14 protein-coding genes are annotated in these 13,689 nt (G+C 36.2%); 11 read left to right on the top strand and 3 right to left on the bottom strand.

Annotated features, from left to right (window positions below):
* Positions 1-98 precede the first annotated feature (98 nt).
* The 5 genes from F8M42_RS11440 (at position 99) to F8M42_RS11420 (ending at position 3,873) form a co-directional block, all read left to right on the top strand.
* On the top strand, positions 99-1,325 hold the full coding sequence (locus F8M42_RS11440) for an EAL and HDOD domain-containing protein (RefSeq protein ID WP_182186782.1): 1,227 nt from the start codon (positions 99-101) through the stop codon (positions 1,323-1,325).
* Positions 1,326-1,346: 21 nt separating this feature from the next.
* Positions 1,347-1,721: a DUF134 domain-containing protein gene (locus tag F8M42_RS11435; protein WP_182186781.1), complete on the top strand. Its 375-nt coding sequence runs from the start codon at positions 1,347-1,349 to the stop codon at positions 1,719-1,721.
* Positions 1,722-1,876: 155 nt separating this feature from the next.
* Entirely contained in the window at positions 1,877-2,233 is a 357-nt protein-coding gene (locus tag F8M42_RS11430) for a NifB/NifX family molybdenum-iron cluster-binding protein (protein WP_182186780.1), read from the top strand.
* A gap of 122 nt (positions 2,234-2,355) precedes the next feature.
* Complete coding sequence (locus F8M42_RS11425) at positions 2,356-3,186, top strand: Mrp/NBP35 family ATP-binding protein (protein WP_182186779.1); 831 nt, start codon at positions 2,356-2,358, stop codon at positions 3,184-3,186.
* A gap of 24 nt (positions 3,187-3,210) precedes the next feature.
* A complete protein-coding gene (locus F8M42_RS11420; protein WP_182186778.1) occupies positions 3,211-3,873 on the top strand; it encodes a 4'-phosphopantetheinyl transferase family protein in 663 nt (220 codons plus the stop codon).
* A 6-nt stretch (positions 3,874-3,879) separates the two neighbouring features.
* Here F8M42_RS11420 and galE read toward each other — a convergent pair whose 3' ends face one another.
* Positions 3,880-4,869: a UDP-glucose 4-epimerase GalE gene (galE, locus tag F8M42_RS11415; protein ID WP_182186777.1), complete on the bottom strand. Its 990-nt coding sequence runs from the start codon at positions 4,867-4,869 to the stop codon at positions 3,880-3,882.
* Positions 4,870-4,947: 78 nt separating this feature from the next.
* On the bottom strand, positions 4,948-6,201 hold the full coding sequence (locus tag F8M42_RS11410) for an ATP-binding protein (protein WP_229711344.1): 1,254 nt from the start codon (positions 6,199-6,201) through the stop codon (positions 4,948-4,950).
* A gap of 203 nt (positions 6,202-6,404) precedes the next feature.
* On the opposite strand from F8M42_RS11410, the gene F8M42_RS11405 reads away from it, so the two are divergent.
* The 4 genes from F8M42_RS11405 (at position 6,405) to F8M42_RS11390 (ending at position 11,360) form a co-directional block, all read left to right on the top strand.
* Positions 6,405-6,866 carry an Hsp20/alpha crystallin family protein gene (locus tag F8M42_RS11405; RefSeq protein ID WP_182186776.1) on the top strand — a complete coding sequence of 154 codons (462 nt, stop codon included), beginning with the start codon at positions 6,405-6,407 and terminating at the stop codon, positions 6,864-6,866.
* Between the two features lie 213 nt (positions 6,867-7,079).
* On the top strand, positions 7,080-7,547 hold the full coding sequence (gene tnpA, locus F8M42_RS11400) for an IS200/IS605 family transposase (protein ID WP_182186775.1): 468 nt from the start codon (positions 7,080-7,082) through the stop codon (positions 7,545-7,547).
* Between the two features lie 261 nt (positions 7,548-7,808).
* Positions 7,809-9,599, top strand: a complete 1,791-nt coding sequence (locus tag F8M42_RS11395) for a heme NO-binding domain-containing protein (protein WP_182186774.1) — start codon at positions 7,809-7,811, stop codon at positions 9,597-9,599.
* Between the two features lie 327 nt (positions 9,600-9,926).
* Complete coding sequence (locus tag F8M42_RS11390) at positions 9,927-11,360, top strand: protein kinase domain-containing protein (RefSeq protein WP_182186773.1); 1,434 nt, start codon at positions 9,927-9,929, stop codon at positions 11,358-11,360.
* 132 nt (positions 11,361-11,492) lie between these two features.
* Here the strand turns inward: F8M42_RS11390 and F8M42_RS11385 are convergent, their stop codons facing one another.
* Positions 11,493-11,816 carry a DeoR/GlpR family DNA-binding transcription regulator gene (locus F8M42_RS11385; protein WP_229711563.1) on the bottom strand — a complete coding sequence of 108 codons (324 nt, stop codon included), beginning with the start codon at positions 11,814-11,816 and terminating at the stop codon, positions 11,493-11,495.
* A gap of 156 nt (positions 11,817-11,972) precedes the next feature.
* Here F8M42_RS11385 and mtnA point away from each other — a divergent pair, with 156 nt between their 5' ends.
* Both mtnA and F8M42_RS11375 read left to right on the top strand, forming a co-directional pair.
* On the top strand, positions 11,973-13,019 hold the full coding sequence (gene mtnA, locus F8M42_RS11380; protein WP_182186772.1) for an S-methyl-5-thioribose-1-phosphate isomerase: 1,047 nt from the start codon (positions 11,973-11,975) through the stop codon (positions 13,017-13,019).
* Between the two features lie 26 nt (positions 13,020-13,045).
* Positions 13,046-13,642, top strand: a complete 597-nt coding sequence (locus tag F8M42_RS11375; RefSeq protein ID WP_229711343.1) for a class II aldolase/adducin family protein — start codon at positions 13,046-13,048, stop codon at positions 13,640-13,642.
* The last annotated feature ends 47 nt before the right edge of the window (positions 13,643-13,689 follow it).

Below are 13,689 nucleotides of genomic sequence, written 5' to 3'. Positions count from 1 at the left end.
ACATTATTTGGAATAATTTATTATAATTATTAACAGGTAAGAATTCGTCAATAATAATTTACTGTCAATTATTTGGTACAAGAAGGGATGATTGTTTTATGGATGTATATGTGGCACGACAGCCGATTTTAAATATAAATAAAGAAACAGTGGCATATGAGCTGTTGTTTCGTGATGGGTTTAAAAATGCCATGAGTGATAAAATTAACGGCTATGATGCCACCCAAAGCATCTTATACAACAGCATGGTTACTATTGGCCTAGAAAAAATAGCCAACAGAAAAAAAGTATTTGTAAATTTTACCGGAAAAAATATAAAAAATGGTGATGTATTATTATTGCCACCAGGGATGGTTTATATAGAAATATTGGAAAATACAGAACCGACAAAATCATTGATTGACATATGTAAACATTTACGAGAAAAAGGCTATAAATTTGCGTTGGATGATTTTGTTTTTGATCCTAAATATCAGCCGTTTATTGATTTAGCTGATATAATAAAGATTGATTTTATCATTACTAATACAGAGGCTGAACGGCAAAAAATGCGCGAAATAATTCCGGCACATGTTAAATTACTGGCAGAAAAAGTAGAAACTGAAGAAGAATATAAACAGGCTTTATCATTGGGTTATGAATATTTTCAGGGATATTTTTTTTGCAGACCGGTTATTATTTCACAAAAAGCTTTTCATGTGAATTTAGCATCACAGTTTTTACTTCTGCGGGAGGTTAATCGTGTTAATATTAACATACAATCTGTAGAAGAAATAGTAAAGCAAGATGTATCATTGGTTCATAAACTGCTGAAATATATAAATTCACCTTATCTTGGTATTCGTAATAAGGTGCATAATATCAGGCAGGCTATTGCATTGCTGGGACTCAATGGCACGCGTAACTGGGTCAATTTGATATGTTTAAGGGATTTGTCAGCAGAAAAACCTAATGAATTATTTATTATGCTGCTTGTACGGGCTAAGCTTTGTGAAATTGTGGCGGCGGCGTTGAAAAATCCGGTGTTGAATAGTGAGACAGCTTTTTTAGTGGGGATGTTGTCACTGTCGGATGTTATTTTGGATCAGCCGATGGAACATGTTGTTAATGAATTGGGACTTGCTGACGAAATTAAAGAAGCATTGCTGTATAAAAAAAATCCAATTGGAGAATTGCTGCGGATGGTGATACACTATGAACGAGGCGAATGGAATGGCGTGCGTGACTGGTGCGGATTGAACCATTTTTCTGAACGCAAATTGGTCGATTTTTATAATGAAGCAGTGCATTGTGCAACGGAAATGACTGAAAATATGTATCAATAACCTAGATACAGAGGTGAAAATATGGCTAGACCGAAAAAATGGAGAAAAGTATGCTATTTACCTAAACAAAATAGATTCGGACCTTTGATGGAGGGAAAATTACCCAAAGATACTATTAATATGACCATTGATGAATATGAAACAATACGGTTAATTGATTTAGAAATGTTTACACAGGAAGATTGTGCCAAACAGATGAAAATAGCACGGACTACTGTACAAAAAATATATAATGGTGCAAGACAAAAATTAGCCGATTCATTGGTGAATGGAAAGCTATTAATAATAGCTGGTGGAGAATACGAGATTTGTGACGGCATGGAGAATTTTTGTATATGCAGCAGATGTCATAAACACAGATGTGCATTAGCTTCGCGGGATCAAAGTGAAAATTAGTTTTTGAAATGTTATTGACATATGATAATAATATGTTATCATATAAATGACATATGTCATAAATTAATATAACAATTACATTATAATAGGTGTTATATAGATAATTTTATTGACATAGTGTGTTAATAAAGTGTTTGTGTAAGGAGACATATGAAATGAAAATAGCAATTGCATGTGAAAACGATATGGTTGCCCAGCATTTTGGACATTGTTCCACGTTTAATATTTTTGATGTAAATGATGGAAAGATTGTAGAAAACAAATTGATAGATAATCCTGGACATAAACCGGGTTTCCTGCCGGTATACCTGAATGATATGGGTGTACAGGTAATAATTTCCGGTGGTATGGGTCAGGGAGCTGTTGAAATTTGCAAACAAAAGGATATTAAAGTTATTACCGGTGTCACGGGCACTGTGAAAGAAGTTATTGAACAATATATTGCAGGTAAGCTGGTTTCGGATGGTTCGGTATGTAATAGACATGAACATCGTAATGAATGCAGAAAATAATGTTGTCTGCTGAGTAACAAAAAGATTAATGAGATATTGTTACAGAATAATGCGTTCACTGATAAGGCAAGCTTATGTTATAATATGCATGTATTAAAAAAATTATTGTAAGGATGAAAAAAATGAGTGAACAATGTACACATGATTGTGGCAGCTGTGCAACTTCAGACTGTCAGGAACGTACAAAAATTCCTATGGAAAAGGGAAATCCTGATTCCCACATAAAAAAAGTCATCGCGGTAGTCAGCGGTAAGGGCGGTGTAGGAAAGACCCTTGTCACATCTATGCTGGCAGTAATCATGCGGCGGCGGGGATTTAATGTTGGGGTGCTGGATGCTGATATTACAGGACCTTCAATACCAAAAGCTTTTGGCATTGATAAAAAAGCTGCCTGCGATGCCAAGGGAACAATTTTACCGGTTACGACTAAGACAGGTATAAAATTGATGTCAGTCAACTTGCTGCTGGAGAATGCTACTGATCCTGTTGTATGGCGTGGGCCAATAATCAGTGGCGTCGTTAAACAATTCTGGAACGAGGTAGTATGGGGTGACATTGACTATATGTTTGTTGACATGCCGCCAGGAACTGGTGATGTTCCATTAACCGTATTTCAATCGTTACCGGTAGATGGTATTGTGATCGTGACTTCACCGCAGGATTTAGTCGGAATGATAGTTGAAAAAGCAGTAAAGATGGCTTCAATGATGAATAAACCTGTATTAGGAATAGTTGAAAATATGGCCTATTTCAAATGTCCCAATTGTGGTGAAAAACACAAGATATTTGGTGAAAGCAATGTGGCATCTTTGGCTGGTTTTTATAATATTCATGAAACAGCGCAGATCCCGCTTGATCCTGCTTTGGCTGCAGAATGTGATAAAGACGGTATAGAAAATTTTGCGAATGATTATTTGAATTTATTGGCCGCCTACATTGAGCAAAATGCTTGATTTATAGGCTGGAGATATAGCAGTATGGAAATTTATATAGCTGATAATAATATTTTAAAAAACAGTAAATTATTTTCCCGGGCAATACAGTTATTGCCTGAGAGAAGACAGAAAAAGCTGAAGTCCGGCACGGCAGAAAAAACTCGTATGCAATCTGCCGGAGCCGGACTTTTACTTGACTATATCTTAAAAAAACATGAAATATATGGCGAAAACGCTGAAATATATACTAATGGTTATGGAAAACCGTATTTAAGAAGTGGATTGCTGTATTTTAATCTTTCACATTCCGGTGAATATATTTTGTGTGCAGTAGATAAAAATGAACTTGGTGCTGATATTCAAAAAAGTAATATATGTCATATGGATTTAGCAAAACGTTTTTTACATACTGATGAGTATGATTATTTGATCGGATTGCCAACGGAAAAACAAACGAAAGCATTTTTTCGCATTTGGACATTAAAGGAAAGCTATATAAAAGCTTTAGGCAGGGGAATCGCTGGTATGCTTGACACATTTGCTATAAAAATATTAGCTGATGGGGCAGCTGCCTATCAGGAAAATAAACTACTGCCGTATCAATTTATTGAATATGAATTTACCGAATACCATATAGCAGTATGTACGACTGGGATTACTTCTAAACCGGCATTGCAACAAGTGGATTTTGCTGACTTATATTGACATGTTTTAGTCATTAAATCCGTTGGGATGCGTTTTATGCCAGTTCCAGGCAGTACTTATGATAGCTTCCATAGATGTATATTTAGGCTGCCAACCAAGGACTCTTTCTGCTTTTTCACTGGATGCTACAAGCCGTGCCGGATCACCGGCGCGTCTTTTTCCAATTATAACTTTGATATCCTGACCGGTGGCTTTTTTTGCTGAATCAATCATTTCTTTAACAGAAAATCCATTGCCGCTGCCCAAATTAAAAATATCACTAGAGTTTCCTTGACGCAGATAATTCAGAGCTTTCATGTGAGCGTCTGCCAAGTCAACCACATGGACATAGTCTCTTATACAGGTACCGTCCTTTGTCGGATAGTCGCTGCCATAGATAGTTATGGCAGCGCGTTTTTTTAAAGGAACTTGCAGTATGATGGGAACCAAGTGGCTTTCCGGAGTATGGGCTTCACCAATATGACCATCTTCTGCTGCTCCGGCTACATTGAAATAACGCAGAGAAATATAACGGATACCATGTGCGGAATTTACCCATTTCATCATTTTTTCCATGGTGCGTTTTGATTCACCATATGGATTAGTAGGTTCTGTGGGATCGCTTTCCTTTATTGGAATTCGTTGAGGTTCGCCATAAGTTGCAGCAGAGGAAGAAAAGACAATTTTGCCAATATGGTGTTTAACCATGGCTTCAAGTAATATCTGCATGCCATATATATTATTATTGAAATACAAGAGTGGTTTTTCTACACTTTCACCGACTAATGAGCAGGCTGCAAAATGGATAACGGCATCTATGTCATTTTCTGTAAATATCCTGTCTAATATAACAGCATCGCGTATATCACCATTATAAAATTTTACCTTATCAGGTATTGCCTGGCGATGTCCGGTCCTGAGATTATCTATTACGATGGGAATTTCATTTTCTTTCAATAACTTATCTACCATATGCGAACCAATATAGCCAGCTCCGCCACACACTAGTATTGACATTTTTATATCCTCACTTTTATTGATTTTGAAACTATAATTTAATTTTAGCATGAATATGAAGTGAGGATAACCCCTAAATTATTTATACTGGCCCAAATACCAATTGACAAATTGCCGTGCCACTCGTCCGCTTCTGCCAGAATGAGTCAGTTCCCAGCGCAGGCCTTCAATACGCAGCTGTTTGTTATCCAATTTGATGCCGGTTTTTTGCAGATAACTATCGATGATTTGCAGGTACTCATCTTGATTTGGGGCGTCATATACAATAATTATGCCAAAACGATCGGATAATGATATTGATTCATTTACACTGTCATTGCGATACAATTCATCTTGTGTGTCTTCCCGGTCATTCCAGGTTTCCTTGATAAGGTGTCGACGGTTTGATGTGGCATATAATACTACATTGGACGGAATTGATGAGATACCTCCTTCAATAACTGATTTCAGGTATTTGTATTCCGTTTCTGTTTCATTAAATGATAAGTCATCAAGAAAAACAATAAATTTATAACCGGCCAATTGGCGCAGATGTTCCATTATATCCGGCAGTAATTTTATTTGATCCCGGGTTATTTGTAAGAGGCGCAGACCTTTTTCATAATATTCATTGATTAACGCTTTAACACCGGAAGACTTTCCTGTGCCGCGGGCACCAACAAGCAAAACGTTGTTAGCAGGTTTATTTTTAATAAAAGCAATTGTATTATCAATAAGTGTTTGTTTTTGTCGATCATATCCTATTAAATCAGACATTTTTATGGACTCAAAGTATTTAATACCGTTGAGGCCACTGTTATTATTCCAATAAAAAGCGCGATAATGGGCCATTTTACCAGAGCCAAATTTCTTATAATGATCAAGCAGGCAAAGCGTTGCCTCTTCAGCTGACTGAGTTTGTGACAATGCCTGAGATAATAAGGCGTAAAGTTCATTAGAACAAGTTTTCACCGGTGAATAGGCGTTTACTATATCAATGATTTTATTGTCACCCAATAAGTCAATTTTTAAATAAGGATAAATAACTTCCATATCAATTTTCAATAGTTTCTGAAGACTTTTATCGGGAAACTTCCCCTGCCGGATGCTGGCAGCAGCTAAATTATTTCCTTCTGATAGTAAATAAATTATGTATGCGGAAAATAATTGACCGGAAAGGCCCAGCTGTTCACTCTGCTGAACCAGAGCAGACAGGAAAGAATGCTGCAGCGTTATGTTGTAAGGATCACTGACGGCATTGCTGTAGAGACGGATAATTTTATTTTTCCGAAAAGAAGGAAAAGTAATCAATTGTGTCAAATTAACATCCATAGTATCACCTGTTCTTATCATAATTACAATATCTTTATATAATAGCAAAAAAAATATCCATTGCCAATAGGTAATGATATATAAAATAAAAAAATAAATTTGACTTATTGACTTTTTGACTTTTTGGAGTATAATAATAATTGTAAGGATTGAAGATTGGTATAGCAGTCAGAGAGCCTTATAAAAATAAAATTATAAATAAATTATTTAAGGGGGTTTTCCTAATGTTTGGTTTGGTTCCTTTTACAAAAAATAATGTCAGCAAGAAAGATGATGGTTTTGGGCGGGTGTTTGATATTTTTAATGAACCTTTTTTTAATTCGGCATTTGCTCCGATGCAGACTGCAATGTCGGGTTTTGCTTCTTTCAAAGTGGATGTAAAAGATTTGGATGATGCCTATGAATTGTCTGCCGAACTTCCTGGTGTAAAAAAGGAAGACATTTCTTTAAGTTATGACAGTGGATATTTAACAATACAGGCCAGTACTGGTGATAATAAAGAAGAAAAGGACAGCGACGGGAAATATATTCGTCGCGAACGCCGGAGTGGCAGTATGTCACGTTCTTTCTATATTGATAATATTGATGAAGGTCAGGTTAAGGCGGAATTTAAGGATGGTATTTTAAATATACGTCTGCCAAAGGTTACGCCTCAGGACACGGCAAAACATATTGCAATCGAATAAATTATTAATCTTTAAGTCGGCCGCTAACAGCGGGATGAATCTCCATATCAGCTGCTTTTTACAGTTGATACGGAGATTTTTATATAACTGTTCAAAATAATCCACCGGCTCAGCCGGCGGAATCGAAGGTTTTGACTTTAGTCGAAAAAAAGTCCCTGTTATAATAAATGCAGGTCTAGCCAACCGCATAAAAATAACAGGGAGGACTTTATCATGAAAGATAAAGATATACAAAGTTTAGAACATACAAAGTGGAGATGTCAATATCATATAGTATTTTCACCAAAATATCGTCGAATGGAAATTTATGGAGAATTGAAAAAAGATATAGGATGGATATTAAGAAAACTGTGTGAGGATAAAGGTGTTGAAATTATAGAAGCAGAAGCTTGTCCAGATCATATACATTTATTGTTGAGTATTCCCCCAAAGTATAGTGTTTCAAGTTTTATGGGATATTTAAAGGGGAAAAGCAGTTTGATGATATTTGATAGGCACGCAAATTTAAAATATAAGTATGGAAGCAGAACCTTTTGGTCAAGAGGATATTTTGTAGATACAGTAGGAAGAAATAAGAAGCAGATAGAGAATTACATTAGAAATCAGTTACAACAAGATCAAATAACAGATCAGATAAGTTTAAGGGAATTTGTAGACCCGTTTACGGGTAGCAAGAAGTAAAAGGCAAAAAAAAACCCCTTTAGGGGTCGCCCGAAAAAGAAAAACGTTGGTTAGACCTTTCGGACGCCCCTTGAGGGGCTTATGTTAGTAATATGCCCTTCCAGGGCTAGAACAAGCCTCCAGTTTACTGGAGGTCATGACTTACTGATAAATTACAGAAATTTTTGAACTTAGGCTATTATAATTAACTCTATTATCGTTTACTCATGTTTAAAAACGTTATATAATAAGGACAGTTAATAAAAGAAGAGGAGCCTCAATATGAAGGGTACTATAGTTGCTACATGGGTTCGCACTTGCAAAAAGCTCTGGGGTGATGAACTCGTTAAAAATGTCATGGATGAGATTGGCATAAAAGCTAATCACATATTTTTACCCAGTGAAGATATTGATGATAAAACGGCACAGGCACTCGGTGATACTATTGCCAAGAAGTTGGGCAAGACGAATGCTGAAGTATGGCATTCCATAGGGAAGGATAATGCTGAAACTTTTTATGAGTTTTATCCGGGATTTTTTCAAAGAGAAAATTTGTATTCTTTTTTGAGTTCTCTGCACGATATTCATGTAGAAATAACCAGACTTATTCCAGGAGCGAAACCACCAGGGATCGCTATTGAAAATGTTTCTTCTGATGAGGCGTTGTTTATTTATCGCTCTAAGAGAAGAAAATTTAATTATTTTCGTGGACTTTTAGATGGCGCTGCAGCACATTATCATGAAAAAATAACGATTACAGTTGCTGAAAAGGGTGATGATTTTTTAAAACTGAAATTGAAATTTCCTTATCAAATCAGAAATCGAAAAATCTATCGTTTAAATAATTTGTTGCGGTTCTTACCATCATTAGCCGCTAAATCCGGAGTTTTAACGACTATTATTTTGTTCATTGTGGCTTTTTTAGCTAAAACTGTCAGTGTTGTATTTCCACTTTGGCTGCCTATCGCAGCTGGTTTTATTTCTTATTTGGCTACAACAGCCATTCTTAGGCCATTTGACTCCCTGCATAATATTTTAAGCGATATTCAAGAGCATAAGTATGCATCCACGGTAGAAATCATATCCGGGGACATTTTTGAGATGCTGGCAAAGCAGGTGGAAGCTTATAAGATAAGTATGCGCAAACGCTTCACCAGTATAAAGGGACATGATGATGAACTTGTTCATTATGGTGATTCATTTAATGAATTGGCTGCTCATATGGGCAGTACTTCTGATACTATTGCTCAAGTTGTTAACAGCAGGGCGGAATCTTCAGTTGAAGCGGCTGAAAAAGTTTCTCAGGCAGTAAATATTTTAAATGAAAATATTTCTACCTTGAAAAATGTTGTTGAAAAACAGGTCAATAATAATTCACATCTACAAAATTCCGTTGGGGAAATTGAAAATTGTTTTAATAATGTACGTGATTCCAGCGATAAAATAAATTCCAGTATGGCTAACTTTTCTAAAGTTAATGCTTCAGTAGAAGGGCTGCGTGATCAGACTAAACGTATTACAGAAATTACTAATACTGTGGCAGCAATTGCCGGACAAACAAATTTACTGGCATTGAATGCTGCGATAGAAGCTGCTCGTGCAGGTGAACATGGTAAAGGATTTGCTGTTGTGGCTGAGGAAGTAAGAAAACTTGCCGAACAATCTCAAGAACAGTCCCAAATTATTTCTGATGATGTATTGACTATTACCAAGACCATAGAAGAGGTTGTAGAACATGTAGATACGGAATACAGCATTCTTTCCAAAGAAAATGCTAATTTGGTATCTGTTGTGGATGAAAATACGGCTCATTTGAAAAAAATACGGGCTGTATCTGATAGCATATTGGAAATGATAACACAGCTTGAAAGAGAAATGAATGGAATGAATGAAGTGTATGACAAAATAGGTTCTATTGTTGATATTACTCAGGAAAACTCTGCGGCTACTGAAGAAATTAATTCATCCATACATCTATATAATGAAAAAATTCAAAGTCTTAGTGATAAGATAGGTGAGTTTAAGAAATTAGCGCAATATTTTAGTGACGATGTGGGTGTTTTTAAAGTTTAGGTGTTGAAAAAATTTATTGTGGTTTTTAACGCTTGAAAATATGACATCATTTAAAAAAAATAGGCACTTTACTGATAAATACTGTGATTTTCATCAAAGTCACAGTATTTTTATTTACCAGCGAATTAATTTATAAATTGATTATGCAGTGGCAGTGTAATTACAATATGTGTGAGTTAAAGGTGGTATTTGATGGTCGATAAGTTATCGTCGTATTATTTGTCTTTTATTTTTTTGAAAACAGGGATTTTATTTAGTGATGTCAAATTATAAATATGATATGATTTTTTTGATAAAAATTTCCTAATAAAGAAGCAGGTTAAATTTATGGAACAAGAACAGCTTGGAACGGATACGGCTGACAGCACAGCAGAACCATCTGAAAATAAAATAATTGAAAGCACATATAGGACAGTAAAACTGTTGAAACGGACTGATACCAGCGAAACTATACTCGTAGCAGCAAAAAAAACAGGAGCTCTTTTTGTACTAAAGCATATTTATAGTACGGGTCTGGCTTATGATAAGCTGCGTAATATCACCAGTTCGGTATTGCCAATCATTTATTATGTAAGCGAAAATAAGGCATTTGGTGTAACTACTGTTGTTGAAGAATATATAACAGGAATAACATTGGTCGAATGGATGGAGCAAAGAGATCTGGAACCGGTAAATGCTACGCTGGCAAAGCTGATATTTGAGCAGTTGGCTGATGGACTGCAAAAACTTCATGCTGCACATATAGTGCATCGTGCTATTTGTCCGGAAAACATTATGATAATGAGTGGTAAAGTAAAATATATCGGATTTGATCATTGTACTGCCAGTGATGACGTTGATAAAGTGACTTTATATAAAGGCATGACCGGATTTGCCGCACCGGAACAGACAACTTCAGGAAAAGCTGATTTTCGTAGTGACGTTTATTCACTGGGAATGACAATGCAGAATTTACTGGGAACTGACTATAAGGGGAAATATGCAAGAATCCTGCGCCGTTGTAAAAAAACATCTGACAAGCGTTATAAAGATGGGGCACAATTAAAAAAAGCAGTTAAAAATGCATGGTTGGTATCATTGGTGGAAATAGGAGGCATTTGCGCAGCAGTATATATCATTATATTTGGGGCGTTATTTGCTTTTAATAAGTGGTATGATCCAATGAAGGAAATAAAAGCGCAGCAGGCGTTTGCTCAGGAACAGGAGAGTGCTAGACAGGAGACTGAGCAGGCTGAATTGGAAAAAGGCATGGGGAACAGTGATGGACAAGATGGTACTGATGTCGGAGTCAATGGATTGGCAAAGGGAAAGTTAAGTCTTAGTTTGGCTTTTCCCGGTAAACCGCAGGAGGAAAATGCCGGCAGTATTGTGGTAAATATGGGAAAGGCAGCGGGGTTGTCGGAAGCGGGAGACGCAAAGGGGAAAGATTCTGTGTTTTTTCCCGATAAGGCAAAATTAGTTTTGACAATCAAAAATAACACTGATAGTGATATAAAAAACCCGGTGATAAAATTTGTCCCGTATTACATTGATTTATCCCAGATTAGTGATCCACCCAATACGATAACTAAACATTTGGCCGGGGCTGTGGAATGTCGCCGTGATATAAGTATTCCTGCCGGTAATGAAATGAAATTTGAATTACCGCTCAGCCGTGCAGTACTGCTTTATCCTGCGCAGCAAAATGCTAAAATAAAGGTTATCGTACGTTCGGATAATTATGCTGATACCGCAGCGGAAATAAAGTTTGCTTTTAATTGATATTGATTGCAGACAAACACAAAAAATGTTTAATTAGTTAATGCGAATACAGGGTATAAAAATGGAAGCTGTACTTTCATTTTATACCCTGTATTCGTTTGGCAATATGTAAAATATAATAAAAGAGATGATTTATTTTGCTATTATAACATCAGATATATTATTTTTTATCATTTTTAATACTGTGGTTTGTTCTGGGGAAAAATTATTTGACTCATCCACAATAACTTTGGAAATATCAGTTATATCGCACACTTTAATTAAAGAAGTTTTATTCAGTTTTGTGCTGTCCAGCAATAAAATAACTTCTTCGGTATTTTCCATGGCGGCTTTTTTAGCTTCTATTTCAAAGGCATTGACATCAGTCAGGCCGTCTTTGAAAGATAAAGCTTTTCCCGAAAGAAAAAGCTTATTGGTGTTATATTGTTTTAAAAAAGTATTTGTATCAGTGCCAATCAGGGAAAGTGTAGAATCTATTATTGATTTTGTGAAAATAATTGAAGCTGCAGTTAATTAATAAACGCATTGTCGTATAGAGAAATTGTTTCACTAAAAGTGTGAATAATGTGATTCTTACATGAAAACAGGATTATTTAGAGGAGGAAATATATTATGTCGGAATTGTTTGCAATAAAATGGAAAGATGCTGATGATAAATTGGTTTTGCTTGATCAGACCAAATTACCTAATTCAATAGAGTATATAGAATATGATACAGTGGAAGGTATTTATGATGCTATAAAAACTATGGTGGTAAGAGGAGCTCCGGCTATAGGAGTTACAGCCGGTTATGGATTGTATTTTGGTATAAAGAATGCACCGGAAACATCTTTCACAGATTTTTACGGATATGTCAGAGGTAAAGCCGATTATCTCAATTCAAGCAGACCCACAGCAGTTAACCTTTCCTGGGCACTTAAACGAATGTTGAAAAAAATTGATGATGTGAAGGAGTATAAAATAACTGATATCAAAAAAATAATGCGGGAAGAAGCAATTCGTATCCATCATGAAGATGAACAAATCTGTCGGACAATAGGAGAAAATCTTATAACTTTGCTTAAAGATGATATGGGAATACTGACACATTGTAATGCCGGCCAGCTGGCTACATCGAAATATGGTACGGCCACAGCACCAATGTATCTGGCCAAGGAAAAAGGCTGGCATTTGAAAATTTATTCTGATGAAACACGTCCAAGGTTGCAGGGATCTACTTTGACGGCCTTGGAATTGCAGATGGCAGGAATTGATGTCACTACGATAACAGATAATATGGCGGCAGTGGTGATGGCACAACATAAAATAGATGCAGTGATCGTCGGCTGTGACAGAATTGCTGCCAATGGAGATACCGCCAATAAAATAGGGACTTTTGGGGTATCAATTTTAGCCGGATATTTTGGTATACCAATGTATATTGCGGCTCCGACACCGAGTATAGATTTGAATACACCTGCGGGACTGGATATTCCAATAGAAGAACGTGATCCTAAAGAGGTAACATGTCGCTTTGGTGTGTGGACAGCACCGAAAGATGTTAAAGTTTATAATCCCTCTTTTGATGTTACACCACATGAAAATATAACGGCTATAGTCACGGAAAAGGGAATAGTGTATCCGCCGTTTAAAGAAAATCTGCAGAAAATATTAAAGTAGTCGGGCAGGAAAACAGCAATGATGGATTGTGTAAGCATAAATCAGGAAATTTCAGTATCAGGGATGAAATCACCGGTTATATACTGATAACTCCCTCAGGTGTTGACAGGGAAGATTTAACACCGGAAGATATATGTGTAATGGACTCTCACCTAAATGTAATTGAGAACGAACATGATTTAAAACCAAGCAGTGAGGTGCTTATGCATATTTATGCGTATAAGTCGAGAAATGACATAAAAGCAGTCGTGCATACACATTCTCGTTTTGCAACGGCTTTTGCCGTATTGAAAAAACCGATACCGCCAATAGTTTATGAAGCGGCATATTACGGTGGGACTGTATATGTGGCACCGTATGGCCGGCCTGGTACTAAAGAACTGGCTAAATCGATAGTTGAACCATTGAAAAAATCAGATGCCTGCCTGCTGGAAAGTCATGGTGTTATAACTGTGGGGGAAAGTATTGAAGAAACTTATCTTAAGGCTAAATATGTGGAGGAAATAGCAGAAATTTATTACAGGACGTTGACAATGAATAATAATAAAGAACCACATGTTTTATCTGATGAAGAACTAAAAAAATGGGAATATCCTTCCTATATAAAATTTAATAACAAATAAAATAAGACCTGCCTGCCCTTGATAAAGGGTAAGCAGGTCTTATCAGA

The sequence above is a fragment of the Pectinatus frisingensis genome (assembly GCF_014076555.1).
GTDB classification, from domain to species: domain Bacteria; phylum Bacillota; class Negativicutes; order Selenomonadales; family Selenomonadaceae; genus Pectinatus; species Pectinatus frisingensis.
The sequence above is the reverse complement of the archived record's forward strand: the minus strand, read 5'-3'. Positions and strand labels throughout refer to the sequence as shown.